This window comes from Ideonella sp., from assembly GCF_035254525.1.
Classification (GTDB): Bacteria; Pseudomonadota; Gammaproteobacteria; order Burkholderiales; family Burkholderiaceae_C; genus Ideonella.
In genome coordinates, this window is record NZ_DATFAN010000210.1 from 1 (window position 1) to 24,913 (window position 24,913).

General features: G+C 70.5%; 25 protein-coding genes. 10 read left to right on the top strand and 15 right to left on the bottom strand.

The genetic code is table 11. The features are described from left to right. Positions 1–1,031 (bottom strand): aminoglycoside phosphotransferase family protein (locus tag VJ693_RS23720; protein ID WP_414652359.1); only part of this gene is annotated, 1,031 nt, incomplete at its 3' end. 137 nt (positions 1,032–1,168) lie between these two features. On the opposite strand from VJ693_RS23720, the gene VJ693_RS23725 reads away from it, so the two are divergent. From VJ693_RS23725 to rsmA, 3 genes are all read left to right on the top strand, one after another. After that, complete coding sequence (locus VJ693_RS23725) at positions 1,169–3,427, top strand: LPS-assembly protein LptD (RefSeq protein ID WP_324158471.1); 2,259 nt, start codon at positions 1,169–1,171, stop codon at positions 3,425–3,427. After that, the gene (locus VJ693_RS23730) at positions 3,424–4,770 is read left to right on the top strand and encodes a peptidylprolyl isomerase (protein WP_324158357.1); all 1,347 of its coding nucleotides are present in this window, start codon (positions 3,424–3,426) and stop codon (positions 4,768–4,770) included. The genes VJ693_RS23725 and VJ693_RS23730 overlap by 4 nt, the downstream gene beginning before the upstream one ends. 82 nt (positions 4,771–4,852) lie before the next feature. Further along, complete coding sequence (gene rsmA / locus VJ693_RS23735; RefSeq protein ID WP_324158359.1) at positions 4,853–5,617, top strand: 16S rRNA (adenine(1518)-N(6)/adenine(1519)-N(6))-dimethyltransferase RsmA; 765 nt, start codon at positions 4,853–4,855, stop codon at positions 5,615–5,617. Between the two features lie 124 nt (positions 5,618–5,741). On the opposite strand, the gene VJ693_RS23740 is transcribed toward rsmA, so the two are convergent. From VJ693_RS23740 to VJ693_RS23755, 4 genes are all read right to left on the bottom strand, one after another. After that, entirely contained in the window at positions 5,742–5,873 is a 132-nt protein-coding gene (locus VJ693_RS23740; RefSeq protein ID WP_324158361.1) for a hypothetical protein, read from the bottom strand. 35 nt (positions 5,874–5,908) lie between these two features. After that, positions 5,909–6,304, bottom strand: coding sequence for a barstar family protein (locus VJ693_RS23745; RefSeq protein ID WP_324158363.1), 396 nt, complete (start codon positions 6,302–6,304; stop codon positions 5,909–5,911). A 52-nt stretch (positions 6,305–6,356) separates the two neighbouring features. After that, on the bottom strand, positions 6,357–6,737 hold the full coding sequence (locus VJ693_RS23750) for a ribonuclease domain-containing protein (RefSeq protein WP_414652362.1): 381 nt from the start codon (positions 6,735–6,737) through the stop codon (positions 6,357–6,359). Positions 6,738–6,963: 226 nt separating this feature from the next. Beyond that, the gene (locus VJ693_RS23755) at positions 6,964–9,258 is read right to left on the bottom strand and encodes an NADP-dependent malic enzyme (protein WP_324158366.1); all 2,295 of its coding nucleotides are present in this window, start codon (positions 9,256–9,258) and stop codon (positions 6,964–6,966) included. Between the two features lie 170 nt (positions 9,259–9,428). On the opposite strand from VJ693_RS23755, the gene VJ693_RS23760 reads away from it, so the two are divergent. From VJ693_RS23760 to VJ693_RS23785, 6 genes are all read left to right on the top strand, one after another. Further along, entirely contained in the window at positions 9,429–11,531 is a 2,103-nt protein-coding gene (locus VJ693_RS23760) for a sensor histidine kinase (RefSeq protein ID WP_324158368.1), read from the top strand. Beyond that, positions 11,528–12,193 carry a response regulator transcription factor gene (locus tag VJ693_RS23765; protein ID WP_324158370.1) on the top strand — a complete coding sequence of 222 codons (666 nt, stop codon included), beginning with the start codon at positions 11,528–11,530 and terminating at the stop codon, positions 12,191–12,193. Before VJ693_RS23760 ends, VJ693_RS23765 begins: the two co-directional genes overlap by 4 nt. 11 nt (positions 12,194–12,204) lie before the next feature. Then, a complete protein-coding gene (thiL, locus tag VJ693_RS23770) occupies positions 12,205–13,176 on the top strand; it encodes a thiamine-phosphate kinase (RefSeq protein ID WP_324158372.1) in 972 nt (323 codons plus the stop codon). A gap of 62 nt (positions 13,177–13,238) precedes the next feature. Then, positions 13,239–13,790, top strand: coding sequence for a phosphatidylglycerophosphatase A (locus VJ693_RS23775; protein ID WP_324158473.1), 552 nt, complete (start codon positions 13,239–13,241; stop codon positions 13,788–13,790). Between the two features lie 10 nt (positions 13,791–13,800). Further along, positions 13,801–14,328 (top strand): CinA family protein, encoded by a 528-nt coding sequence (locus tag VJ693_RS23780; protein ID WP_324158374.1) that lies wholly within the window; start codon positions 13,801–13,803, stop codon positions 14,326–14,328. Positions 14,329–14,346: 18 nt separating this feature from the next. Beyond that, positions 14,347–15,294 carry a glyoxylate/hydroxypyruvate reductase A gene (locus tag VJ693_RS23785; protein ID WP_324158376.1) on the top strand — a complete coding sequence of 316 codons (948 nt, stop codon included), beginning with the start codon at positions 14,347–14,349 and terminating at the stop codon, positions 15,292–15,294. On the opposite strand, the gene holA is transcribed toward VJ693_RS23785, so the two are convergent. The 7 genes from holA to VJ693_RS23820 are packed head-to-tail and all read right to left on the bottom strand — an operon-like array spanning position 15,288 to position 22,090. Beyond that, positions 15,288–16,403: a DNA polymerase III subunit delta gene (gene holA / locus VJ693_RS23790; RefSeq protein ID WP_324158378.1), complete on the bottom strand. Its 1,116-nt coding sequence runs from the start codon at positions 16,401–16,403 to the stop codon at positions 15,288–15,290. The two genes, VJ693_RS23785 and holA, sit on opposite strands and share 7 nt — an antisense overlap. Before the next feature lie 16 nt (positions 16,404–16,419). Then, positions 16,420–16,944 carry an LPS assembly lipoprotein LptE gene (gene lptE, locus VJ693_RS23795; RefSeq protein ID WP_324158475.1) on the bottom strand — a complete coding sequence of 175 codons (525 nt, stop codon included), beginning with the start codon at positions 16,942–16,944 and terminating at the stop codon, positions 16,420–16,422. A gap of 11 nt (positions 16,945–16,955) precedes the next feature. Then, positions 16,956–19,601: a leucine--tRNA ligase gene (leuS, locus tag VJ693_RS23800; protein WP_324158379.1), complete on the bottom strand. Its 2,646-nt coding sequence runs from the start codon at positions 19,599–19,601 to the stop codon at positions 16,956–16,958. Between the two features lie 36 nt (positions 19,602–19,637). Further along, on the bottom strand, positions 19,638–20,078 hold the full coding sequence (locus tag VJ693_RS23805) for a biopolymer transporter ExbD (RefSeq protein ID WP_324158381.1): 441 nt from the start codon (positions 20,076–20,078) through the stop codon (positions 19,638–19,640). A gap of 16 nt (positions 20,079–20,094) precedes the next feature. Further along, positions 20,095–20,742 carry a MotA/TolQ/ExbB proton channel family protein gene (locus VJ693_RS23810; RefSeq protein WP_324158383.1) on the bottom strand — a complete coding sequence of 216 codons (648 nt, stop codon included), beginning with the start codon at positions 20,740–20,742 and terminating at the stop codon, positions 20,095–20,097. After that, positions 20,742–21,542: a 4-hydroxy-tetrahydrodipicolinate reductase gene (gene dapB, locus VJ693_RS23815; RefSeq protein WP_324158386.1), complete on the bottom strand. Its 801-nt coding sequence runs from the start codon at positions 21,540–21,542 to the stop codon at positions 20,742–20,744. Before dapB ends, VJ693_RS23810 begins: the two co-directional genes overlap by 1 nt. Further along, the gene (locus tag VJ693_RS23820; protein ID WP_324158388.1) at positions 21,539–22,090 is read right to left on the bottom strand and encodes an outer membrane protein assembly factor BamE; all 552 of its coding nucleotides are present in this window, start codon (positions 22,088–22,090) and stop codon (positions 21,539–21,541) included. The genes dapB and VJ693_RS23820 overlap by 4 nt, the downstream gene beginning before the upstream one ends. 181 nt (positions 22,091–22,271) lie before the next feature. Here VJ693_RS23820 and fur point away from each other — a divergent pair, with 181 nt between their 5' ends. Continuing rightward, positions 22,272–22,763 carry a ferric iron uptake transcriptional regulator gene (fur, locus tag VJ693_RS23825; RefSeq protein WP_324158389.1) on the top strand — a complete coding sequence of 164 codons (492 nt, stop codon included), beginning with the start codon at positions 22,272–22,274 and terminating at the stop codon, positions 22,761–22,763. Here fur and hprK read toward each other — a convergent pair. The 3 genes from hprK to hpf form a co-directional block, all read right to left on the bottom strand. Beyond that, positions 22,717–23,673, bottom strand: coding sequence for an HPr(Ser) kinase/phosphatase (gene hprK, locus VJ693_RS23830; RefSeq protein ID WP_324158391.1), 957 nt, complete (start codon positions 23,671–23,673; stop codon positions 22,717–22,719). The two genes, fur and hprK, sit on opposite strands and share 47 nt — an antisense overlap. Beyond that, positions 23,670–24,140 (bottom strand): PTS sugar transporter subunit IIA, encoded by a 471-nt coding sequence (locus VJ693_RS23835; RefSeq protein ID WP_324158393.1) that lies wholly within the window; start codon positions 24,138–24,140, stop codon positions 23,670–23,672. The genes hprK and VJ693_RS23835 overlap by 4 nt, the downstream gene beginning before the upstream one ends. 252 nt (positions 24,141–24,392) lie before the next feature. Further along, the gene (gene hpf / locus VJ693_RS23840) at positions 24,393–24,734 is read right to left on the bottom strand and encodes a ribosome hibernation-promoting factor, HPF/YfiA family (RefSeq protein WP_324158395.1); all 342 of its coding nucleotides are present in this window, start codon (positions 24,732–24,734) and stop codon (positions 24,393–24,395) included. Between the last annotated feature and the right edge of the window lie 179 nt (positions 24,735–24,913).

Genomic DNA, 24,913 nt, shown 5'->3' on the forward strand with positions numbered 1-24,913 from the left:
AAGGTGTAGCCCGACGCGAGCTTCTGCTCGTTCATCGGCTCGATCAACGCCAGCAGCGGCGCCAGCGGCCGGTAGCGCATCGCGACCTTGGTCGCGTAGGCGAAGAAGCGCGGCAGGTCGGCGCGGTAGTGCGGCTTGCCGTCGCGGTGCTTCAGGCGGCAGAAGATGCCCATCACCTTCAGATGACGCTGCAGGCCCATCCACTCGAGCTGGCGCCAGAACTCGCCGAAGTCCTCGTCGACCGGCAACCCGGCCTTGCGCGCGGCATCCCAGTAGCGCACGGCCCAGTCGATCTCGCGCTCCTCGTCCCATGAGATGAAGGCGTCGCGCAGCAGCGAGGCGATGTCGTAGGTGATCGGGCCGGCCAGTGCGTCCTGAAAGTCGAGGATGCCGGGGTTCGGGTCGGCCACCATCAGGTTGCGCGGCATGTAGTCGCGGTGCACGGCGACCACCGGCTGCGCGAGCGCGCTGGCCACCAGCGCATCGGCCACGCGCTGCCAGCGCGCCTGCTGCGCCTCGGTCCACTGCAGGCCGAACTCACGGCCCACGCACCACTCGGGGAACAGCGCCAGCTCGCGGCGCAGGAAGGCCTCGTCGTAAGCCGGCAGCACGCTGGCGTCGACATGGCCCTGCCAGTGCACCAGCGCGCGGATGGCGTCGCGCATCAGGCGGTTGGCTTCCGCGCCGTCGGCCTCGCGCAGCGCGTCCAGGTACGAGCGGCTGCCGAGGTCTTCCAGCAGCACGAAGCCATGTTCGGCGTCGGCGGCCAGCACCTCGGGCGCGTGCAACCCGGCGGCGCGGATGCGCCCGGCCATGGCCAGGAAGGGCCGGCTGTCGATCAGCGCCGGTGGCGCGTCCATCACGATCGCGCTGCGGCCGCCGGCGCCGTCGATGCGCAGGTAGCGGCGCACGCTCGCATCGGCCGAGGCCGGGCGTAGCGTCGGCGGCTGCCAGCCCTGTTCGGCCGCCAGCGGCGCGAGCCAGCGCTCGAACGCGGCCTGGCGTGCGGCATCGGGCCAGTCGACCGGCAAGGGGGAGGGAACGTCGGAGGGAGCCGCAGACACAGTCGAGGAGGAAGCAACGTGGATAATCCGCGGCGATTCTAGTGACGCCCTGCCTTTTCCCCCGCACCTTGCGCCCCAGCCGTGGCCGCACCATCTTGCACGCCGTGGCCGCGGCTTGCGTGCTGGCCTGCGCGCCGTCCGTCCGCGCGGGCGCGCCGAGCGCGCTGCCGAAGCTGCCGGTGGAGCTGTCCGCCGACACGGTGCACAGCACGATGGACCAGGAAACGGTCGCCGAGGGCGAGGTCGAGTTGCGCCAGGGTCAGCTCACGCTGACGGCCGACATGCTGCGCTACTACGCGCCGACCCAGTGGGCGCGTGCCGCGGGCCACGTGCAACTGCAGCGCGACGGTGACCGCTTCAGCGGCACCGCGGCCGAGTTGAACCTCGCGACGCGCGAGGGTTTCGTGCTCCAGCCCACCTACCACTTCGAGCGCACCGGCGCCGGCGGACGCGCCGAGCGCATCGATTTCGTCAGCGACAAGCGTTTGAGCGCGCGCCGCGCCGACTACACCAGCTGCCCGCGCGACGGCGCGGCCGATGGGGTCGAACCCGACTGGGTGCTGTCGGCCGACCGGCTGGACCTCGACTTCGAGCACAACGACGGTGTCGCGCACGGCGCGGTGCTGCACTTCCTCGGCGTGCCGATCCTCGCCGCCCCGGCGATCAGCTTCCCGGCCACCAGCGAGCGCCGCTCCGGCTGGTTGCCGCCCGAGCTCGACAGCGACACCCGCGGCGGTGTTTCGCTTGCGGTGCCCTACTACTGGAACCTGGCGCCGAACTACGACCTGATCACGACGCCGTCGATCGCGGCGCTGCGCGGCCTCGGCCTGCAGGCCGAGTTTCGCTACCTGCAACCGAGCGACGAGGGGCGCGTCGAGGTGCACACGTTGCCGCACGACCGCGTCGTCGGCCGTGAACGGCACGCCTACGAGTGGGTGCACGACGGCCACTTCGGCAGCGGCGATGGCAGCGACGGCTGGCGCTACGGCACCAACCTGATGCGCGCGTCCGACGACGATTACTGGAAGGACTTCGCGAACCAGTTGCCCAGCCTGACACGCCGGCTGCTACCCCAGGCGGCCGGCGCCGAGCGGCGCTATGCGCTGTCGCCCGACACCAGCCTGGACCTGTACGCCCACCTGCAGGGTTGGCAGGTGCTGCAGGACACCGAGACCATCCTGCCGCCCTACCAGCGCGTGCCGCAGCTGGGCCTGCGCGGCCGTGGCCGGCTCGGCGGTGAAGACGTCGGGCTGCAGTGGGAGTTCGAGGCCGAGGCCAACCGCTTCGAGCTGGCCGACCGGCCAGTGGGCGACGACCGCCCCGATGGCGCGCGCGCGCACTTACTGGGCGCGCTGTCGCGACCGTTCGACGAAGGCTGGGGCTGGTTCATCCCTCGGGCTTCGTTCAACGCCGCGAGCTACCGCACCGACACCGCGATGAGCGACCAGCGGCGCGACGCGAGCCGGGTGATCCCGACGCTCAGCGCCGATGCCGGCCTGCGCTTCGACCGCGACAGCGAGCTGTTCGGCCGTGCGCTGCGCCAGACGCTGGAGCCGCGCCTGCACTACGTCAACACGCCCTGGCGCGAGCAGACGGCGCTGCCGCTGTTCGACACCGCGCCGAGCGATTTCAATGCGGTGTCGATCTATGCCGACAACCCGTTCTCGGGCATCGATCGCGTGGCCGACACCCACCAGGTCACGCTCGGCGCCACCTCGCGTTGGCGCGAGACCGGCAGCGGCATCGAACGGCTGCGGCTCGGCGTCGCCCAGCGCTTCCTGTTCCGCGACCAGCGCCTGACGCCCGAAGGTGTCGAAGGCGACAAGCGGGCCTCGGACCTGCTGCTGTTCGGCTCGGGCACGCTGTTCCAGAACTGGATCTTCGATGCGACGGTGCAGTACAACGCCAGCATCGACCGGCCGGTGCGCTCGATCGTCGCGGCGCGCTACCAGCCGGCGCCGTTCTACACGCTGGCCGGCACCTACCGCTATGCGCGTGACCTGAGCGAGCAGTTCGAGCTCGGCTGGCAATGGCCGCTGTACCGTGGCGACAAGCGCGCCAACGGCTGCGGCGGCACGCTGTACGGCGTGGGCCGCGTCAACTTCAGCATGCGCGACAACCGGGTCACCGATTCGATCGCCGGCCTGGAATACGACGCCGGCTGTTGGATCGCGCGCTTCGTCGCGCAAAAGGTCTCGACCGGCCTGGCCGAATCGACCACCCACTGGATGCTGCAACTCGAGCTGGTTGGCCTGTCCCGGTTGGGCAGCAACCCGCTGAAGGTCCTGAAGGACAATATCCCCGGTTACCGCCTGCTGCGCGACGACGACGCCGCGGCTCCGTCCACGACATTCACCCCATGATCGACACGACCCGTCTACGCGCCGCCGCCCTGGCCTTGGCCGCCACCGCCCTGGCCTGCGCGGCCGCTTCGGCGCAGCCTGCCGCGCAGGCCGCCGCCGCGGCCGCGCGCACCCCGGCGCGGCAGGCCGACTACATCGTCGCCATCGTCAACAACGAGTTGGTGACCCAGGTCGAGCTCGACCAGCGCATCGCGCGCGCCCGGCTCGACGCCTTGCGCACCGGCGCCCGCCTGCCGCCCGACGCCGAACTGCGCAAGCAGGTGCTCGATGCGCTGATCGAGGAGCGTGTCGTCGTCACCTATGCCCGCGACAGTGGGCTGAAGGTCGACGAACCCGAGCTCGACCGCGCGGTGGCGAATGTCGCCGCCGCCAACAAGCTGACGCTCGACAAGCTGCAGGATCGGCTGAAGGCCGAGGGCATCGACTACGCCCGTTTCCGCGCCAACCTGCGCGACCAGATGCTGGCCGAGCGGGTGCGCGAGCGCGAGGTGATCAGCCGCATCCGGGTCACCGATGCCGAGATCGACAACGCGGTGGCGGCGCGCCAGGGTCAGATGGCCGCGTCGTCCGAGATGAACATCGCGCAGATCCTGGTGACCGTGCCCGAGAACGCGAGCCCCGAGGTCGTGGCCGAGCGGCGCGAGAAGGCGCTGGCGGCGCTGGCCCGGGTGCGTGGCGGCGAGCCTTTCGAGGTGGTCGCCAAGGCCGTCTCCGAAGACGCGAACAAGGACAAGGGCGGCGAGATCGGCGCGAAGCCGGCCGATCGGCTGCCCGACCTGTTCGTCAACGCCGTGAAGCCGCTCGCGGTCGGCGCCGTGACGGCCGAGCCGGTCCGCAGCGGTGCCGGCTTCCACATCCTCAAGCTGCTGTCCCGCAGCGACGTCAGCACCGCGTCGGTCACCCAGACGCGTGCCCGGCACATTCTGCTGCGGCCGTCGACGGCACTGCCGGTCGATGCGGCACAGAAGCGCCTGGCCGAGTTCCGCGACCAGATCCTGGCCGGCTCGCGCCGCTTCGAGGACGTCGCGCGGCAGTATTCGGAGGACGGCAGCGCGGCCGGCGGCGGCGACCTGGGCTGGACGGCGCCCGGCAGCCTCGTGCCCGAGTTCGAGGAGGCGATGAACAAGCTGCCGCCGGGCGGCATCTCGCAGCCGGTGGTGTCGCGCTTCGGCGTGCACCTGATCCAGGTGGTCGAGCGGCGCCAGGTCGCGGTCGACCCGAAGGAGCTGCGCGAGCAGGCCCGCAACGTGCTGCGCGAGCAGAAGTTCGGTCCGGCCTACACCGACTGGGCGGCGGAGCTGAAGGCCCGCGCCTACATCGAGATGCGGGAACCGCCGCAGTGAGCCGAGCGCCGGGCCGCCCCAAGCCGGCTTGCATCCCCCCGGGGGATCGGGCGCAGCTCGCTGCGACCGAGGGGCCAGTTTCGTGAAGCACATCGCCCGCAAGCGCTTCGGCCAGCACTTCCTGGCCGACAGCGCGGTCATCGACGCGATCGTGCGGGCGATCGCCCCGCGGCCGGGTGAGGCGATGGTCGAGATCGGGCCGGGGCTCGGGGCCATGACCCAGCCGCTGCTCGAGCGCTGCGGGCGGCTGACGGTGATCGAGCTCGACCGCGACCTGGCCGCCCGTCTGCGCCAGCGGCCGGGCCTGGACGTCGTCGAATCCGACGTGCTGAAGGTCGATTTCGGTGCGCTGGCCGATCGCCTGGGATCGAAGTTGCGGGTGGTCGGCAACCTGCCGTACAACATCTCGACGCCGATCCTGTTCCACTTGCTGCCCTGGGCCGAGCGCGTGGCCGACCAGCACTTCATGCTGCAGAAGGAAGTCGTCGACCGCATGGCCGCCGCGCCGGCCAGCAAGGCCTATGGCCGGTTGTCGGTGATGCTGCAGTGGCGCTATGACATCGAGTCGCTGATCGACGTGCCGCCCGAGGCCTTCGAGCCGCCGCCGCAGGTCGATTCGGCGGTCGTGCGCATGCTGCCTCTGCCGGGCTTCGTGAAGCTCGACGCCGCGCGTTTCGAAGCGATGGTCGCCGTGGCCTTCTCGCAGCGGCGCAAGCTCCTGCGCCACACGCTGGGCCGCTGGCTCGATGAGCAAGGCTTCGGCGGGGCGTTCGACCTGCAGCGCCGGGCCGAAGAGGTGCCCGTGGCCGAGTTCGTTGCCCTGGCCGGGGCGCTGCCCCCGAAATGACAAGGCCCGCCAAAGGCGGGCCGAGGTCACTCCAAGCAGCTGTCGCGGAACCGGCTCTGCCGGGCCGCTGACAGCGCCCCCTCGAGGGGGAGGCGCCGCCAGGCGCCTCGGGGGTGGTCTTATCTCATGCTGCGTTCAGCCACATGGCCGTATCGAACGCGCTGCACATCATCGGCATGTTCATCCCGAAGTTCGGGTTGATGCCATTCTTGCTGGCGGCTTTCACCGCCGGCTTGGTTTCAGGGGCCGTTTCCACCGCCCGCTCCCATGACCCGTTTTCCTGGGAGCGGGCTACTGAAAAGAATAGAAGCACCTGAACGGTATCTTCCTCTCCGCCCAGAAGTCGGCGGCGTCGCGGAAGACATCGAGCAGCTGCTCCCGGGACTCGCGGTCGAAGCGCGAGTTGTCGGGAATCTGCTCGAGCACGACAACAAAGCCGGGTTGGGAGCCCGCCTTGTGGACCAGGTCCGTCATGCAGTCGAACAGCGCGTCCAGGTTCTTGCCGAAGTGCTGTGGGAACAGGAACGACCCGGCGATCCCATCCAGCACCTCCTGCTTGGACTGGGCTTCGGACAGGTCGGCGTACAAAAAGTGCTGGCCCGCTTCCTGGGCCGCGCGCATCAGGTCATCGACCCGATAGGCGCGTATCGCCTGCACGATGTTGGGACGGACGGTCTGCAAGAGCATGGTCGCGTTCCTCCTTGGTCAACAATGAAACCGTTTCGAATCCGTCTCGAGATCACGATGCGATGCGCTTGAAGCTCGCATAGTGGTCTTCGGTGTAAAAACAGGCTTCGGGTTCCCGCGGTTTGTGGCCGCCGCAGACGATGCGCCGCGCGCCCCGGTCAAACGAGCCCGGCGTGCGCACGGTGTATTCGCGGTAGTAACCTCGCGGCTGGCGCGGCAGGATCTGCTCTCGGTTGCCGAACACGATGCCGTCCTTCGCGTAAGGAAAGGGGCCACCGGCTCGGATCAAGCGCTCGGTCTGCTGCGCCTCCGCCGGCAGGGCCGCAAGCGACACCGTGCCGACCGCCGGGTGGACCTCGCGGCCGACCGGGCTGGTCGAACCGCTGCTGGTGCCCACCGCAGCGCTGAGGCTCACCCCTGCGGCGCTACCCATCAGGGCCACTGCGGCGATGGTGAGCCCCCACTTTTGCAAGGACCTTCCCACCATCAGCGACCCCCAACGCGCCACGGGTTTACCCTGAAGACTTGGGCACGAATCCTACCTGACTGGCGGAAAAACCACAAGGCCATTGCCCCAAAATGAGGCAATGACTCTATGGATAAGCGATCGCTAACTTCTATTCCGGATCGCGATAACTCAGCGCTTGGCGCTGGGTTGCTCAGCGCCCGGCGTTGGCGTCAGCCACCGTCAGCGCCGTCATGTTGACGATGCGGCGCACCGTGGTGGAGGGCGTCAGGATGTGCACCGGCTGGGCTGCACCCAGCAGCACCGGGCCGATCGCGATGCCACCGCCGGAAGCTGTTTTCAGCAGGTTGTAGCTGATGTTGGCGGCGTCGATGTTGGGCAGCACCAGCAGGTTGGCCTCGCCCTTGAGGCTGCAGCGTGGCATCAGCTCGGCGCGGTAGCCGGCGTCGAGCGCGGCGTCGCCGTGCATTTCGCCGTCGATCTCGAGCCACGGGGCTGCCTGCTGGACCAGCGCCAGCGTCTCGCGCATCTTCAGCGCCGACGGATGGTTGCTCGAGCCGAAGTTCGAGTGCGACAGCAGGGCCGCCTTGGGCTGGATGCCGAAGCGGCGCATCTCCTCCGCCGCCAGCACGGTGATCTCGCACAGCTGCTCGGCGCTGGGGTCGTAGTTGACGTGCGTGTCGACCAGGAAGACCTGGCGTCCGGGCAGCAGCAGGCCGTTCATGCAGGCGAAGGTCTTCACCCCCGGGCGCTTGCCGATGACCGCGCCGACGTGGTGCAGGTGCAGCTCGGTCGAGCCCCAGGTGCCGCAGATCATGCCGTCGACCTCGCCCTTGTGCAGCAGCATGCTGGAGATCAGCGTCAGCCGGCGGCGCATCTCGATCTTGGCGAGCTGCTCGGTGACGCCGCGGCGCTCCATCATCTGGTGGTAGGTCTGCCAGTAGTCGCGGTAGCGGTGGTCGTCGTCGATGTTGACGAGCTCGAAGTCCCGCCCTTCCTTGATCCGCAGCCCCATCTTCTCGATGCGGGCGTTGATGATGCTGCGCCGGCCGACCAGCCACGGATGCGCCAGCCCCTCGTCGACCACGACCTGGATCGCCGACAGCACGCGCCGGTCTTCGCCCTCGGCGAAGGCGACACGCTTGGCCTTGGCCTTCTTGGCGACCGTGAAGATCGGCTTCATCAGCGTGCCCGAGGCGTAGACCAGGGTCTGCAGCTTGTCGCGGTAGGCCTGCAGGTCGGTGATCGGGCGTTGCGCCACGCCCGAGGCACGCGCCGCGTCGGCCACGGCCGGCGCGATCTGCATCATCAGACGCGGGTCGAAGGGCTTGGGGATCAGGTACTCGGGCCCAAAGGACAGCGTCGCACCCGCGTAGGCCGTGGCGACGACATCGCTCTGCTCGGCCTGGGCGAGCTCGGCGATCGCACGCACCGCGGCGATCTCCATCTCGTCGTTGATCGTCCGCGCGCCGCAATCGAGCGCGCCGCGGAAGATGTACGGGAAGCACAGGACGTTGTTGACCTGGTTCGGGTAGTCGGTGCGGCCGGTGGCCATGATCGCGTCGTCCCGGACGGCCTTGACCTCCTCCGGCATGATTTCCGGCGTCGGGTTGGCCAGCGCGAAGATCATCGGCTTCGCTGCCATGGCCTTGACCATCTCGGGCTTGAGAACCCCACCGGCCGACAGGCCGAGAAACACGTCGGCCCCGACGATCACCTCGCCGAGCTTGCGCAGCTCGGTCGGCTGGGCGAATTCGGCCTTGTCCGGGTCCATCAGCTCGGTGCGGCCCTGGTAGACCACGCCCGCCAGGTCGGTCACCCAGATGTTTTCCTTCGGCAGGCCGACCTTGAGCAGCAGGTTCAGGCAGGCGAGCGCGGCGGCGCCGGCGCCCGACGCGACGACCTTGACCTCCTTGATGCTCTTGCCGACGACCTTCAGGCCGTTCAGGAACGCGGCGCCGACGACGATCGCCGTGCCGTGCTGGTCGTCGTGGAAGACGGGGATCTTCAGCCGCTCGCGCAGCTTGCGCTCGACGTAGAAGCAGTCCGGCGCCTTGATGTCCTCGAGGTTGATGCCGCCGAAGGTGGGCTCGAGCGCGGCGATCACCTCGACCAGCTTGTCCGGGTCCTTCTCGTCGATCTCGATGTCGAAGACGTCGATGCCGGAGAACTTCTTGAACAGCACCGCCTTGCCTTCCATCACCGGCTTGGAGGCCAGCGGGCCGATGTTGCCCAGGCCCAGCACCGCGGTGCCGTTGGTGACGACCGCGACGAGGTTGCCGCGCGCGGTGTAGCGGAAGGCATTGCCTGGATCGTCGACGATCTCCTCGCAGGCCGCGGCGACGCCGGGCGAGTAGGCCAGCGCCAGGTCACGCTGGTTGATCAGCTGCTTGGTCGCGCTGACGGCGATCTTGCCCGGCGTCGGGAACTCGTGGTACTCCAGCGCAGCGCGGCGCAGTTCGGCTCTCTTTTCCTCGAAGGTCGACATCGGGCAGTCCTTGGTTGGCGCGGCGGAGGGAAGGGGGATGGATTTTAGGCGCGCGGGTCGGCGCGCCGGCCGCGCCGCAGCAACCAGTGTCGCCAAGCCCGACGCCGGCGCGCATGCGCGAAACTGCTTAGGGCCGGCGCGCGGGCCGCGCCCATACTGCCAACCGCCCGATGAATGCGCCCGCACCTGCCGCCCCGCCCGCCGAGCCGACGCGCGGCCGCCGCGGCATGCGCTGGCTGCTGTGGGGCGCGCTGGTGGCGCTGCTGCTGGTGGCGCAGTCGCTGCTGGTCGGCCTGACGCTGAGCTACGAGGAGGCTCGCGCCCAGGACCGGGCCGACGCGGTCGCCGTCGCGGCGGCCGGCGAAATGCGGCGCCTCGTTCAGCGCAGCCTGCAGAGCGCCCAGTCGCTGACCTGGAACGACCCGCCGATCGCCCAGTGGCACTACGACGCTCAGGAGATGCTGCGCCAGCGGCACGAGTTCCTGCGCATGGAGTGGCGCGACACCGACCAGCAGCTGAAGGACGCGGTCGATGCGCCGTTTCGCGCGCCGGTGTTCGGCGTGATGGCGCGCGCCGAGCTCGAGATCGAGATGCACGCCATCTGCGCGACCGCCCGTCGCGTCGCGGCGCCGATGTTCTCGCGCTCGTACTTCGTGCCCCAGGTCGGCGGCCTGGGGTTGGAGGTGATCGACCTGTGCGTGCCGTTGGACCGCGCCGGCACGCCCAGCGGCTACCTGGTGGCCACGCTGGCCCTGGGCCAGTTGCTCGAGGACGCGGCCGCCGCCACCGGCGCGAAGGACCACGAGCTGTCGCTGGTCGAGGCCGATGGCACGCGGCTGGTCCGGGCCGGGCTGCACCGCGGCGCCGGCATCTACCACGCAACGCGCCTGGTCGACCTGCCTGGCAACTCGCTGCAGCTGCGCGCCGACGCCGCCCAGGGCCGCCCGGGGCTGATCCCCAACCTGACGCTGGCGCTGGTCGTCGGCCTGTCGCTCGGCTTGCTCGGCCTGGTCGTGCTGTTGGTGCGCGACGTGCGCCGGCGCGCGATCGCCGAATCGGCGCTGGCCGAGGCGCTGGCGTTCCGCCGTGCGATGGAGGATTCACTGGTCACCGGCCTGCGCGCGCGCGACGTGCGCGGCCGCATCACCTACGTCAACCCGGCCTTTTGCGCGATGGTGGGCTTCGAGCCAGCCGAGCTGATCGGCAGCGACCCGCCGCCGTACTGGCCGCCCGAACGCATCGAGGAATACCGGCGTCGCCAGTCCGAGCGGCTGACGCTGGCGCGCGACCCGGCGGTGCAGCACGAAGGGTTCGAGACGCAGTTCATGCGCCGCAACGGCGAGCGCTTCCCGGCCATGATCTACGAGGCGCCGCTGCTGGACCGCGTCGGCCACCACGCCGGCTGGATGAGCGCAGTGCTCGACGTCAGCGCCGCGCGCCGGATGGAGGAGCTGTCGCGCCAGCAGCAGGAGCGGCTTCAGGCCAGCGCGAGGCTGGCCACCGTCGGCGAGATGGCCTCGCTGCTGAGCCATGAGCTGAACCAGCCGCTGGCCGCGATCGCCAGCTACGCGACCGGCTCGCTGAACCTGGTGGCCGAGGCCGAGGCCGGCGGGCTCGGCGAGCACGCCGTCCACGAGACCGTGGGCCTGCTGCGCCAGGCCCTCGAGCGCATCGCCGAGCAGGCCGAGCGCGCCGGCCGGGTCATCAAGAGCGTGCACGGCTTCGTGCGCCGGCGCGAGCGCTCGCGCGAGGCGGTCGCCGCCGACCTGTTGATCGACGCGGTGCTGCCGCTGGTGCGGCTGCAGGCGCGCAAGAGCGGCACGCGCATCGAGGTCGAGTGCCCGAAGCCGGCGCCGCGCGTCTGGGCCGACCGCACGATGGTCGAGCAGGTGCTGCTGAACCTGACCCGCAACGGCATCCAGGCGATGGAAGGCGAATCCACGCCGCTCGAGGCGCGCTTGCTGACGCTGCGCGTGACCCAGCCGCATGCGCGCTGGGTGCAGTTCGCGGTGATCGACCGCGGCCCCGGCATCGCGCCCGAGGTGGCCGCGCGCCTGTTCACGCCCTTCTTCACGACCCGCGCCGAGGGCATGGGGCTGGGCCTGTCGCTGTGCCGCACCGTGATCGAGCAGCACGGCGGGGCGCTGGATTTCGGCCCGGCCACGCCGGCAGCGGCGGGCGGGCCCCCGGGGACCGAATTCCGGTTTACGCTACCGGTCCCCGAACCGGCGCGGCCTGCGCCGGCCCCTGCGCCTGCTGCCGACGCCGAATGAACGCCACCTCCACCAGCCTCAGCTCGCGATTCGGTCTGCCGATGGTCTACCTGGTCGACGACGAGGAGGTGGTGCGCGATGCGCTGGCCTGGCTGCTGCGCACGCGCCGCCTGCTGTCCGAGGGGCACGAAAGCGGCGACGCGTTCGCCGCCTTTGTCGACGGCAAGTCGCCGGCGGAGTGGCCGACCGCACCGTCCTGCGTGTTGCTGGACGTGCGCATGCCGGGCCTGTCGGGTCTGGCGCTGTTCGATCGCCTGGTCGAGCGGGGTTTCATCGAGGCGCTGCCGGTGATCTTTCTGACCGGCCATGGCGACGTGCCGACCGCGGTGGCCGCCGTCAAGCGCGGCGCCTTCGATTTCGTTGAGAAGCCCTTTTCCGACAACGCGCTGGTCGACCGCATCGAGCAGGCCCTGCTGCGCAGCGAGGCCGCGCTCGCGCATCGCGCCGGCAAGCGCCAGGTCGAACGCGCGCTGGCCGAGCTGACCGAGCGCGAGCGCGAGGTGATGCAGTTGGTCGTCGAGGGCCGGCCGAACAAGCTGATTGCCGACGCGCTCGACATCAGCGTGCGCACCGTCGAGGTCCACCGGGCCCGCGTCTTCGAGAAGATGAACGTCAAGTCGGCGGTTGAATTGGCGAACTTGCTGCGCCCGCCGCAGGCCTGACAATCCGGGGCATGGCCCTCGGTGAATTCGACCTGATCGAAAAGTACTTTCGCCCGCCGGTGCGCCGCGCCGCGCTCGGCGGCGGCGACGACTGCGCGCTGCTGATGCCCACGCCCGGCATGCAGCTGGCGATCTCGACCGACCTGCTGGTCGAAGGGCGGCACTTCCTGTCCACCGTCGCGCCGGAGCGGCTCGGCCACAAGGCGCTGGCGGTCAACCTGAGCGACCTGGCCGCCTGCGGCGCCGAGCCGCTGGCGTTCACGCTGGCCCTGAGCCTGCCGCGCGCCGACGCGGGCTTTCTCGCGCCCTTCGCCGAAGGCCTGCTCGCGCTGGCCGAGCAGCACGAGATCGAGCTCATCGGAGGCGACACAACCGCCGGCCCGCTGACGATCACGATCACCGTGTTCGGCCAGGTGCCGCCGGGCCAGGCCCTGCTGCGCAGCGGCGCGCGAGCGGGCGACGACCTGTGGGTCAGCGGTTGCCTGGGCGATGCGCGGCTCGCGCTGGAGGTCTTTCGCGGCCGCGCGGAACTGGCCGGCGAGGCCTTCAGTGCGGTGCGCGAGGCGATGGAGCGGCCGCAGCCGCGCGTCGCGCTCGGCCTGGCGCTGCGCGGCGTGGCGAGCGCGGCGATCGATCTCTCCGACGGGCTGCTCGGCGACCTGGCCCACATCCGCCAGCGTTCGGGGGTCGGGGCCACGCTGTGGCTGGATGCGCTGCCGCGCAGCGAGGCGCTGGAGGCCCAGCCCGATGCCCTGCGGCGCGAATGCCTGCTGGCCGGCGGCGACGACTACGAGTTGCTGTTCTGCGCACCGCCCGACCGGGCTGACGCGGTGCGCGCCGCGGGCTTGGCCAGCGGCACGCCGGTCACCCGCATCGGCCGCATCGAGCCGGCGTCGGCGGGGCTGAAGGTCTACGCCGAGGCGCACGGGCACGAGCCGCTGGACCTCGCTGGTTTCGCCGGCTTCGACCACTTCAAGCGTTGATGCCGATGGACGAACCCCCGATCGAGGATGCGCGCATCCGCGCCGAAACGCCGCGCCCCGGCATGGCCGCCGGCGGCCCGCCCAGCAGTTCGGCCGTGCCGCGCCGCGCCAGCGCGCGGCTGATGTGGTCGCATCCGGCGCACCTGATTTCGCTCGGTTTCGGCAGCGGCCTGTCACCGGTGGCGCCAGGTACCGCCGGCACGCTGTGGGCCTGGCTGGCCTTCGCGGTGCTGAACCCCTGGCTCACGCCGCTGGCCTGGGGCGGCGTGCTGGCGGTGGGCACGCTCGTCGGCTGGTGGGCCTGCACCCGCACCGCCCGGGCATTGGGCACGGCGGACCCGGGCGCGGTGGTGTGGGACGAGGTGCTGGCCTTCTGGGCCGTGCTGTGGCTGGTCACGCCGGCCGGCTTCAGCACCCAGCTCGCCGCCTTCGTGCTGTTCCGCTTCTTCGACGCGGTCAAGCCCGGCCCGGTGGCCTGGGCCGACGGCCTGTTCAAGAGCCGCTCCGGTCAGCCGCCCGGCTGGGCGCAGGGTTTCGGCATCCTGCTCGACGATGCGGTGGCCGCGCTGTGCGCGCTGCTCGTGCTGGCCTTGGCGCGGGTGCTGGTCGGTTGAAAGGGTTCCGATGCCGCTGCTGAACGACGACGATGCCCTGATGGAGCGCGTGGCCGTGCTGGCCGATACGCTGCGCGGCCGCGGGCTGCGGCTGGCAACGGCCGAAAGCTGCACCGGCGGCTTGTTCGCCGCGCTGTGCACCAGCGTGGCGGGCTCGAGCGACTGGTTCGAGCGCGGCTTCATCACCTACAGCAATGCGGCCAAGACCGAGGCGCTGGGCGTCGATGCCGGCCTGATCGCCGCGCACGGCGCCGTCAGCGAGCCGGTTGCCCGCGCGATGGCCACCGGTGCGCTGGCGCACAGCCCGGCCGACCTGGCGCTGGCGGTGACCGGCATCGCCGGCCCGGGGGGGGCGACGCCGGGCAAGCCGGTCGGCCTGGTCTGGCTCGCGCTGGCGGCGCGTGAGGCGGCGGGCGGCCCGAGCTGTGGCGCCGAGCACCGCGTCTGGCCCGGCGACCGCACGGCCGTGCGCTCGGCGACCGTTCAATGGGGCCTGGAGCGGCTGCTGGCGCTGGCCACTGGCGTGGCCAGGCGTTGATCGGGTCGCGCTGGGGCCATGAGCATCTTCCTGTGCGGCGAACTCGACGCTGGCGAGCGGCAAGCCTGGCTGCAGGCGCTGCGCGCGGCCTTGCCGGGCGAGTGCATCGAGGCCTCGCTGGAGCGGCTGATTTCGGCGGATGTCGACATCGCGCTGGTCGCCAACCCGCCGCCGGGAAGCCTGCAGGGCCTGCCGGCGCTGCGGCTGGTGCAGTCGCTGTGGGCGGGGGTCGACCGGCTGCTGGCCGATCCGACGCTGCCGGCCGGCGTGCCGCTGGCGCGCATGGTCGACCCGGCGATGAGCGCCGCGATGGCCGAGACCGCCCTGTGGGCTGTGCTCGCGCTGCAGCGCGGCTTCTTTTCCTATGCACGGCAGCAGGCCGCGGGGCAGTGGCGGGCGCTGCCACAGCGCCGCGCCGACGAGCTGCAGGTGGTCGTGCTCGGCCTGGGTGAAATGGGTTGCGCCGTGGCGGCGCGGCTGGCGGCGCAGGGCTTGCGCGTACGGGGGTGGCGGCAGGGCGGGTCACGCTCGGCCGACCGGGCCGTACCGGTGCCCGTGGACGAAGGCCCGGACGCGCTGGCACCGCTGCTGGCCGGCAGCGACATCGTCGTCAACCTGCTGCCGCTGACGCCGCGGACAAAAGGCCTGTTCGACGCCCGCACGCTGGCCACGATGAAGCCGGGGGCGGCGCTGGTCAACTTGGCGCGGGGCGCGCATGTCGTCGAAGCCGACCTGCTGGCGGCGCTGGCCTCGGGGCAGCTTTCGCATGCGGTGCTCGATGTCTTCCAGACCGAGCCGCTGCCGCCCGGGCACCCGTTCTGGGCGCACCCGCAGGTGACGGTGCTGCCGCATGCCGCCGCGCAGACCGACCCGCGCAGCGCTGCGGCGGTGGTGGCGGCCAACGTGCGCGCGCTGCGCGCCGGCCAGCCGCTGGCCCACCTGGTGGACCGCCGGCGCGGCTACTGAATCTCGGCCTGCAAGGCCAACGGCCCCGGGCCGGGAGCGCCGCGGCGGCCGCCCGCCGCGCGGGCCTGGCGCACGAGGTCGAGCGCCACCAGCACCAGCCGGCGTAGGGCGTCCCAGGCCTCCTCGGGCCAATCGGGACGGCGCAGGCCCTTGATCACGCCGTCGCAGGTGCTGGCGGCTTCCAGTGCCAGCGTCAGCGCCGCGTCGTCCAGCCCCGACAGCAGCGGCTCGAAGGCGCGCTCCTTGTCGCCCCAGACCCGCGCCTCGCGCAAGGCCATGGGCGGCGGCTTGCCGGCCGCGACGAGCTGGCGCGCGCGGCGCAGCGACTGCAGGTCGTTGGCGAGCTGCCAGTGCACCGGCACGGCCGATTCGCCCTCGGCCTTCAGCGCGTCCACCATGCGCAGCGCGCGGGCCACCTGGCCGGCCCAGACCGCCCCGATGAGCTGGCCGCCCTCGAAACGGGCCACGTCCAGCACGGCCGCCTCGATCTGCGCGAAGCCCAGCTCGCCGGCCGGGTACAGCAGGCCCAGCTTCTGCAGCTCCTGGTGCGCTGCGAGCAGGTTGCCCTCGACCCGGTCGGCGAAGAAGGCCAGCGCCTGCTCGCCCTCTTCACCGGCAGCGACCCGCTGGCCCTGCGCCGCCAGGCGCTGGGCGATCCAGCGCGGCAGCGCCGCCCGGCCCACCGGCTCGATCTTCAGCGTGACGCCGGCACGGTCCAGCGCGCCGAACCAGGCGCCGTTGAGCTGCTCGCGGTCCAGGCGGGGCAGGTGCACCAGCGTCAGCACGTCTTCCGACAGCGCCTCGCAATACGCCTGCAGCGCGGCCGAACCGTCCTTGCCCGGCTTGCCGCTCGGGATGCGGATCTCGATGATCTTCTTGTCGGCGAACAGGCCCATCGACTGCGCGGCACCGAGCACGCTGCTCCAGTCGAAGTGCGCGCCGCTGACGGTGAAGACCTGGCGCTCGCTGAAGCCGGCCGCGCGCGCGGCGGTGCGCAGCGCATCGGCGGCTTCCTGCGCGAGCAGCGGCTCGTCGCCGTGGATCGTGTAGAGGGTCTTCAGGCCGCCGCGCGCAAGCTGCGTGGCGAGCTGGTCGGCGCGGACCTGCATGGCGGCGCGGGCCCGCTCAGCCCCGGGCCGGCGACGATGCCGCGGGGCCCGACGAGCCGGCCGCCGACAGCATCTGCAGCAGCTGGTCGGCCAGGTCCATGCGCATGTCGCGCACCAGGCCGGCCTCTTCCACCTGCTTCGCGAGCGCGGCGGTCTCGCTGTAGCTCATGTCGCGCACCAGCTCGAGCCGCTGCTCGGGCAGCTGAGGGCTGCCGTCGGGCCTGTCGAGCCTGAAGCGCAGCGTCACGCGCAGGCGGAACTCGCGCACCTGGCCGGCGGCGGTCGAGGCCGCCACGGTCTTGTCGAAGCGATCCTCGACCACGACCAGCACGACCTCGGCGTCCTTGGGGTGCGCGACGACCGTCACCGTGCGCGGCAGCGCCTGGCGCAGCGCATCGGCCATCGGCGAGGCCGGCTTGAAGCCGCTGATCGCGAGCTTGGTGAACGGCAGCCGGGCCGGCTCGCGCAGCTTGAAGCCGCAGCCGGCCAGCGCTGCCGCACCGGCAGCGGCGATGAGCCACCTGCGCCCGGGCGACTGCATCGTCGGCACCGTCAGACCACCACGTTGACGAGGCGGCCCGGCACGACGATGACCTTTCTCGGCGGCTTGCCCTCGGCGAACTTCGCGAAGTCGGGGCTGGCGAGCGCGGCGGCTTCGATGGCGGGCTTGTCGGCCGCCGCCGGCACCTTGATCGCGCCGCGCAGCTTGCCGTTGACCTGCAGCATCAGCTCGATCTCGTCCTGCACCAGCGCGGCCTCGTCGACCGCGGGCCACGGGGCGTCGAGCAGGTCGCCCAGGGCCGCCGCATAACCCAGCTCGGCCCACAGCGCGTGGGTGATGTGCGGGCACGCCGGGTACAGCGCGCGCAGCAGCACCGAGAAGCCCTCGCGCAGCACGGCGGCATCGCCGGCCGCGCCGGTGGGCGTGAAGCCCTCGAGCGCGTTGAGCAGCTTCATCGCGCCGGAGACGACGGTGTTGTACTGCATGCGCTCGTAGTCGTAGCTCACCTGCTTGAGCACCAGGTGCACCTCGCGGCGCAGCGCCTTGGCCTCGGGCGACAGATCGGCGCCGACATCGCCCGCGGCCTTCAGCAGCGCGGCATGCTTGGCGCCGAAACCCCAGACGCGCCGCAGGAAGCGGTGCGCACCCTCGACGCCGGCGTCGTTCCACTCCAGCGTCTGCTCGGGCGGGGAGGCGAACATCACGAACAGGCGCGCGGTGTCGGCGCCGTAGCGGTCGATCAGCTCCTGCGGGTCGACACCGTTGTTCTTCGACTTCGACATCGTGCCGACGCCCTCGTAGTCGACGGCCGAGCCGTCGCTCTTGAGCTTGGCACCGACGATCTTGCCGCCTTCGTCGAAGACGTTGTCGACTTCGTGCGGCCAGAAGTAGTCGATGCCGCCCTTGTCGGTGCGCCGGCTGTAGATGTGGTTGAGCACCATGCCCTGCGTCAGCAGGCGCTTGAAGGGCTCGTCGACCTTGACCAGGCCGAGGTCGCGCATCACCTTGGTCCAGAAGCGTGCATACAGCAGGTGCAGGATCGCGTGCTCGATGCCGCCGATGTACTGGTCCATCGGCATCCAGTAGTCGTTGCGCGGGTCGACCATCGCGCCGTGGTTGTCGGCGCAGGTGTAGCGCATGAAATACCACGACGAGTCGATGAAGGTGTCCATCGTGTCGGTCTCGCGCCGCGCCGGCTTGCCGCAGCACGGGCAGTCGACCTTCAGGAAGGCCTCGCACTTGTTCAGCGGATTGCCCGAGCCGTCGGGGATCAGGTCCTCGGGCAGCACGACCGGCAGGTCTTTCTCGGGCACCGGCACCGAGCCACAGCTGTCGCAGTGGATCATCGGGATCGGCGTGCCCCAGTAGCGCTGGCGGCTGATGCCCCAGTCGCGCAGGCGCCAGGTGGTCTTCTTCTCGCCCAGGCCCTTGGCGGCCAGCATCTCGGCCACCTTGTCGACCGCCGGCTTGTAGGCCAGGCCGTCGAGCACGCCGGAATGGATGCAGCGGCCGCGCTGCTTGTCGCCGTACCACTCGGCCCAGGCCGCGTTCGAGTAAGTCTCGCCCTCGACGGCGACGACCTGGTGGATCGGCAGGCCGTACTTCAACGCGAACGCGAAGTCGCGCTCGTCGTGCGCCGGCACGCCCATCACCGCGCCGTCGCCGTAGCTCATCAGCACGTAGTTGCCGACCCAGACCTCGACCTGCTCGCCGGTCAGCGGGTGGGTGACCTTCAGCCCCGTCGGCACGCCCTTCTTCTCCTGCGTGGCGAGCTCGGCCTCGGTCGTGCCGCCCTGCGCGCAGTCGGCGATGAAGGCGGCCACGGCCGCGTTCGACGCCGCCGCGTGCGCGGCCAGCGGGTGCTCGGGCGCGACGGCGCAGAAGGTGACCCCCATGATGGTGTCGGCGCGCGTCGTGAAGACGTACATCCGCCCGTCCTGGATCAGCCGGCCGTCGGCGCCATGGATCTCGTGCGGGAAGGCGAAGCGCACGCCCTCGCTCTTGCCGATCCAGTTCTCCTGCATCAGGCGCACGCGCTCGGGCCAGCCGGCGAGGTAGTTGCGGTCCTCGGGGTTGGCCACGGCCGCCAGCAACTCGTCGGCGTAGGTCGTGATGTTCAGGTAGTAGCCGGGGATCTCGCGCTTTTCGACCAGCGCGCCCGAGCGCCAGCCGCGGCCGTCGATGACCTGCTCGTTGGCCAGCACCGTCTGGTCGACCGGGTCCCAGTTGACGACCTGGGTGCGGCGTTCGGCGATGCCCTTTTCCAGCATCTTCAGGAACAGCCACTGGTTCCAGCGGTAGTACTCGGGCGAGCAGGTGGCGACCTCGCGCGACCAGTCGATGGCCAGCCCCATCGCCTGCATCTGCTGCTTCATGTAGGCGATGTTCGAGTAGGTCCACTGTGCCGGCGGCACGCTGCTCTTCATCGCCGCGTTCTCGGCCGGCAGGCCGAAGGCGTCCCAGCCCATCGGCATCAGCACGTTCATGCCCTTCATCCGCAGCTGGCGGGTGAGCATGTCGTTGATCGTGTAGTTGCGCACGTGCCCCATGTGCAGCTTGCCCGAGGGGTAGGGCAGCATCGAGCAGGCGTAGAACTTGGGCTTGCCTTGATCCTCGGTGACGCGGTAGGCGTCGCGCGCGTTCCAGTGGGCCTGGGCAGCGTTTTCGACCTCGGCGGGGACGTATTTCTCGTTCATCCGCCAATTGTAGGGATGCCGCTCCCTGCGGGCCCCTTATCTCGGCGCGCTGGCAGCCGCCGCCGGTCCGCCGGCGGTGATGAAGCCGATGCGCGAGAGGCCGGCTTCCTGCAACAGCCCGATCAGCTCGGCCACGCGGCCGTACGGCACGCTGGAATCGGCGCGCAGCTGCACCTCGGTCGCCTTGTCGCGGCCGGCGGCGCGCTGGGCCTGCTCGCGCAGTTCGGGCAGCGTGATCGCCTGCTCGCCGAGATAGAGCTGGCCCGCGGCGTCGATCGCGATGGCGATGAAGACCGGCGTCTCGCTCGCCCGGCTGCCCTCGGCCTTGGGCAGGTCCAGCCGCAGGCTGCTGCTCATCAGCGGGGCGGTGATGATGAAGATCACCAGCAGCACCAGCATGACGTCGATCAGCGGCGTCATGTTGATGTCGCTCATCGGTTGTGGCGCGCGGGTGCGCTCGAGGCGGCCGAAGGCCATCGTGGCTGCCCGGCGATCAGTCGTTGTGCAAGGCGATCTCGCGCAGGTCGTGCGCGAAGCCCTCGAGCTCGGCCTCGCAGGCGCCGAGCCATTTGCCGAACACGTTGTAGGCCAGCACCGCGGGGATCGCGACCGCCAGGCCGGCGGCTGTCATCACCAGCGCTTCGCCGACCGGGCCGGCGACCTTCTCGATCGTGATGCCGCCGGCGGTCGCGATCCCGAGCAGCGCGTGGTAGATGCCCCACACGGTGCCGAACAGGCCGACGAAGGGCGCGGTCGCGCCGACCGAGGCCAGGAAGACCTGGCCCATCTGCAGGTGCGCCAGACCCGCGTGCAGCGCGTCGCGCAGCCGGCGTGTCAGCTGCGATTCGATGGCGCCGTGGGTCTGCAGCGTGCCGCTGCCGGGCTGGATGAAGGCGGCCTCGGCCAGCGGGGTGATCACGCCCTCGCGGTCGAGCGCGGCCAGGCGCTCGCGCGCCGCCTGGCGATCCGGCGCATTCCAGAAGGCATCGATGCCGCGCTGCAGGTCGACGCGGGCGCGGTGCAGCACCCAGGTCTTCCAGAAGATCAGCACCCAGGCGCCGATCGACATCAGCAGCAGCATCAACGCGACCGTGCGGCCGATCGCGTCACTCTGGAACCAGAACCCCTGCAGGCCTTCCATCAGCGAAACCCGAGCACGTCGGCCATGTCGTACAGGCCCGCCGCGCGCTGCGCCAGGAAGCGCGCCGCACGCAGGCTGCCCTGGGCATAGCCGACGCGGCTCGAGGCCTTGTGGCTGATTTCGATGCGCTCGCCGGTGCCGCAGAACATCACCGTGTGGTCGCCGACGATGTCGCCGCCGCGCACGGTGGCAAAACCGATCGTCGACGGGTCGCGCTCGCCGGTGACGCCTTCGCGGCCGTAGACCGCGCAGGTCTCCAGGTCGCGGCCCAGCGCCTGGGCGACGGTCTGGCCCATCGCCAGCGCGGTGCCGCTGGGCGCGTCGACCTTGTGCCGGTGATGCGCCTCGACGATCTCGATGTCGTATCCCTCGCTGAGCGCACGCGCGGCCATGTCCAGCAGGCGCAGCACGACATTGACGCCGACGCTCATGTTCGGCGCCATCACGATGCCGATCGCCTTCGCGGCGGCGGCGATTTCGGCCTTCTGGGCCTCGCTGAAGCCGGTCGTGCCGATCACCATCGCGACGCCGCGCGCCCGGGCCGCGGCCACATGGGCCAGCGTGCCCTCGGGGCGTGTGAAGTCGATCAACACCTGGGCGCGGGCCAAGCCCTGCGCGATGTCGTCGGTGACGAGCACGCCGCTGGGCCGGCCCAGCCAAGCCGTGGCGTCCTGGCCGGTCGCCGGGCTGCCGGGGCGGTCGAGGGCGCCGGCGAGCTCGCAGTCGGGTGCCTGCTGCACCGCTTCGATCAGCATGCGGCCCATGCGGCCACTGGCGCCGGCAATGGCGACCTTGATCACTGCGCCTCCAGCGGGGGGTAGTTGCGGATCGCGCCCTGGGGCTCGACGGCGGCGGTGGTGGCTTCGACCTTGGGCGGCGGCGGCAGCGCCGCACGCTCCTCGGGCGTCAGCTCGAGCTTCGGCGGCTCGCCGCCACGGCTGGGCCGGCTGATCGAGGCGACGAACTCCAGCTCGCTCGGCAGGTCGGGCGCCTCGACCGATTTCACGTTGTCGCCATCGAACAGCACGACGACCGAGCGCTGCTGCGGCTCGGTGCCCGGCCGGCGGATGACGAACACGTAGTCCCAGCGCTGGGCGTGGAAGGGGTCGGCGATCAGCGGCGAGCCGAGCACATCCCGCACGCGGCTGCGCGGAGTGCCGGGCTTGACCGCGGCGAGTTGCTCGCGCGTGACGACATTGCCCTGCACCACCTCGACCCGGTAGGGCGTGATGACGCTGGTGATGCCGTCGCTCATCGTGCGGGTGACCAGCGTGCAGCCGGACAGCGCGGCCAGGCCGGCCACGGCGCAGGCCAGGAAGATCGGGCGGGGGGAACGGGCGACGGGCATGGGCGGGGGGGCGCCGTGACGGGCGCGGTGGCGATGCATCGCCGCGGCATCCGTCACCGCACCAGGGACACTATGGACAAGGCACGGCGGATGCCAGCGGCAGGGCCGGGCTGGCTATGATGCGACGATTCTAGCGGCCCGCCCCGGCCGCCCTGACCGCGACGACCGCCCGAGCACGACCATGACCACCCACGTCGACGAACTGAAGAGCAGCGGCTTGAAGGCGACGCTGCCACGCCTGCGCATCCTCGAGATCTTCCAGAAATCGCCGGTGCGCCACATGACGGCCGAAGACGTCTTCAAGGCCCTGCTCGGTGAGGGTTCCGACATCGGCCTGGCGACGGTCTACCGCGTGCTGATGCAGTTCGAGCAGGCCGGCATCCTGGTGCGCAGCCATTTCGAATCCGGCAAGTCGGTCTTCGAGTTGAACGAGGGGCACCACCACGACCACCTGGTGTGCCTGACCTGCGGCCGCGTCGAGGAATTCTTCGATCCCGAGATCGAGGCACGGCAACGCGCCGTGGCGCAGACGCGCGGCTTCGAGCTGCACGACCACACGCTGGCGCTGTACGCCGTGTGCACCAAGCCCGTGTGCGAGCACCGGCCCAGCAGCGGCGGGGTGCCGGTCAGGGCTCCCGCAGGGCATCCATCGCCGCCTGGTGACGAGCGATGAACTCCTGGTAGGTGTCGATGCCGCGCAGCTGCAGGATGGTGTTGCGCACCGCGGCTTCCACCAGCACCGCGAGGTTGCGGCCGGCGTCCACCGCGATCACCACCTTGCGCACGGGGATCTCGAGGATCTCCTCGTACAGCGGCTCGTAGGGCAGGCGCTCGAACTCGCGCTCCATCGTCTCCTTGCGCACGAGGTGGACGATGAGCTTCAGGCGCATCTTTCGCCGCACGGCCGTCTCGCCGAAGATCGCCTTGATGTCCAGCAGGCCGATGCCGCGCACCTCGAGCAGGTTCATCAGCAGGTCGGGGCAGCGGCCTTCGAGCGTGCTCTGCGAGACGCGGAACAGATCGACCGCGTCGTCGGCCACCAGGCCATGGCCACGCGAGATCAGCTCCAGCCCGAGTTCGCTCTTGCCCAGGCCCGATTCGCCGGTCAGCAGCACGCCCAGGCCGAGGATGTCCATGAACACGCCGTGGCGCGTCGTGCGCTCGGCGAACAGCTGGCTCAGGTACGAACGCACCACGTCGATCACGTGGCCGGCGGAAGACGAGGTGATGAACAGCGGGATCTCGGCGCGGTCGCACATCGCGACCAGACGGTCCGGCGCACGCTGGTCGTCGGCGACGATGATCACCGGCGGCTCGAGCGTGACGATGCGCTGGATGCGACGCTCGAGCACGTCGGGCGGGGCATCGTTGAGGTAGGCCACCTCGCGCCGGCCGACGAGCTGGACGCGGTATGGGTGGATGTAGTTCAGATAGCCGACCAGGTCCGCGGCCGAGCGCGCATCGCGCACCGCGGCTTCATCGAAACGCCGCTCGGGGTGGGCGTGGCCGGCGATCCATTCCCAGCGCAGCGAAGGCTGGTGTTCCTCGAACAGCGCCTCGGCGCTGATGGAGATCGGCTTCACGCCACAGACTTCAGCGGTTCCCAGTCGGCGATCAGCCGGTGGACCGTGGCGGCGTCGGGCGCTGCCTTGAGCTTCTCGCGCAACTCGCGGTCGGACAGCAACTCGGCAATCTCGGACAGGATCTCGAGGTGGCGCTGCGTGGCGGCTTCGGGCACGAGCAGGAAGATCAGCAGGCTCACCGCCTCGTCATCCGGCGCGTCGAAGGGGATCGGGTCCTGCACCCGCAACACCGCGGCCAGCGGGTTCTTCAAGCCCTTGACCCGGCCGTGCGGCACGGCCACGCCATGCCCCAGGCCCGTCGAGCCCAGGCGTTCGCGAGCGAACAGGTTGTCGGTGACGGTGGCGCGGGCGATGGCGTGCTGGTTTTCGAACAGCAGGCCGGCGTGCTCGAACGCGCGCTTCTTGCTGGTCGCGTCAACACCCACCAGCACGTTGTCCACGGGCAGGATGGCGGCAAGGCGGTTCATGAACGGCTCTTTCGACAACAACGGTCAGATGGCGTGCAGTCTTTCGGCCGGTGATCCCTCCGGCTTTAAGGGGGCGGATTATAGAAATCGGTTGCATACCACGGTTGAAAACGGTGGTGTGCGCTCCTGGGTTGACCCGGGATGCTGCGTTGCAGCAACAGTCTAGCCATTCCGGCGCCGGCAAGGCGTGATTAGTTCTCAACAAATGACAAGGCGGCCCGCGGGCCGCCTGATCGTGAATGGGTTGGGTCGCTAGGCGGCGCTCGCCCCCTGGCGCTTGGCCGATTCGTGGTGATGGTCCTGCAGCCGATCCTTGTGGCGGCAGACCTGGCGGTCGAGCTTGTCCATCAACTGGTCGATCGCGGCGTACAGGTCCTCGTGGGACTGTTCGACGAAGATGTCGCGGCCCTTCACATGCAGGGTCACCTCGGCCTTTTGCCTCCGTTCCTTCTCCTTCAGTTTCTCCACCGTCAGCAGCACGCTTACATCCACCACCTGGTCGAAATGGCGCGTGATGCGCTCCAGCTTCGTGAGCACGTACTCGCGCAGAGCAGGTGTCACTTCCAGGTGATGTCCGCTGATCGTCAAGTTCATCGAGGCCTCCTTCGCAGGGCTTGGGGTTGCGCACCGCACCGGCTAGGCCCAGCCGGCTTTGTGACGTCCAGATGACGCCACCGGTCCGGTCCAGTGTGCCCCTGGGTCCTGGCTTTGACAAGGACAAGGGCGGCCCGCGCCGCCGGTTAGACTGTGTCGTTTGGTGCCGGAATGACCGG

Excerpts from the sequence above, each read along its gene's own strand:
- VJ693_RS23730 (WP_324158357.1), top strand. The coding sequence starts at position 3,424 with ATGATCGACACGACCCGTCTACGCGCCGCCGCCCTGGCCTTGGCCGCC.
- VJ693_RS23745 (WP_324158363.1), bottom strand. The coding sequence starts at position 6,304 with ATGCTCTTGCAGACCGTCCGTCCCAACATCGTGCAGGCGATACGCGCC.
- VJ693_RS23750 (WP_414652362.1), bottom strand. The coding sequence starts at position 6,737 with ATGGGTAGCGCCGCAGGGGTGAGCCTCAGCGCTGCGGTGGGCACCAGC.
- VJ693_RS23755 (WP_324158366.1), bottom strand. The coding sequence starts at position 9,258 with ATGTCGACCTTCGAGGAAAAGAGAGCCGAACTGCGCCGCGCTGCGCTG.
- VJ693_RS23760 (WP_324158368.1), top strand. The coding sequence starts at position 9,429 with ATGAATGCGCCCGCACCTGCCGCCCCGCCCGCCGAGCCGACGCGCGGC.
- VJ693_RS23765 (WP_324158370.1), top strand. The coding sequence starts at position 11,528 with ATGAACGCCACCTCCACCAGCCTCAGCTCGCGATTCGGTCTGCCGATG.
- thiL (WP_324158372.1), top strand. The coding sequence starts at position 12,205 with ATGGCCCTCGGTGAATTCGACCTGATCGAAAAGTACTTTCGCCCGCCG.
- VJ693_RS23775 (WP_324158473.1), top strand. The coding sequence starts at position 13,239 with ATGGCCGCCGGCGGCCCGCCCAGCAGTTCGGCCGTGCCGCGCCGCGCC.
- VJ693_RS23780 (WP_324158374.1), top strand. The coding sequence starts at position 13,801 with ATGCCGCTGCTGAACGACGACGATGCCCTGATGGAGCGCGTGGCCGTG.
- VJ693_RS23785 (WP_324158376.1), top strand. The coding sequence starts at position 14,347 with ATGAGCATCTTCCTGTGCGGCGAACTCGACGCTGGCGAGCGGCAAGCC.
- holA (WP_324158378.1), bottom strand. The coding sequence starts at position 16,403 with ATGCAGGTCCGCGCCGACCAGCTCGCCACGCAGCTTGCGCGCGGCGGC.
- lptE (WP_324158475.1), bottom strand. The coding sequence starts at position 16,944 with ATGCAGTCGCCCGGGCGCAGGTGGCTCATCGCCGCTGCCGGTGCGGCA.
- leuS (WP_324158379.1), bottom strand. The coding sequence starts at position 19,601 with ATGAACGAGAAATACGTCCCCGCCGAGGTCGAAAACGCTGCCCAGGCC.
- VJ693_RS23805 (WP_324158381.1), bottom strand. The coding sequence starts at position 20,078 with ATGGCCTTCGGCCGCCTCGAGCGCACCCGCGCGCCACAACCGATGAGC.
- VJ693_RS23810 (WP_324158383.1), bottom strand. The coding sequence starts at position 20,742 with ATGGAAGGCCTGCAGGGGTTCTGGTTCCAGAGTGACGCGATCGGCCGC.
- VJ693_RS23820 (WP_324158388.1), bottom strand. The coding sequence starts at position 22,090 with ATGCCCGTCGCCCGTTCCCCCCGCCCGATCTTCCTGGCCTGCGCCGTG.
- fur (WP_324158389.1), top strand. The coding sequence starts at position 22,272 with ATGACCACCCACGTCGACGAACTGAAGAGCAGCGGCTTGAAGGCGACG.
- VJ693_RS23835 (WP_324158393.1), bottom strand. The coding sequence starts at position 24,140 with ATGAACCGCCTTGCCGCCATCCTGCCCGTGGACAACGTGCTGGTGGGT.
- hpf (WP_324158395.1), bottom strand. The coding sequence starts at position 24,734 with ATGAACTTGACGATCAGCGGACATCACCTGGAAGTGACACCTGCTCTG.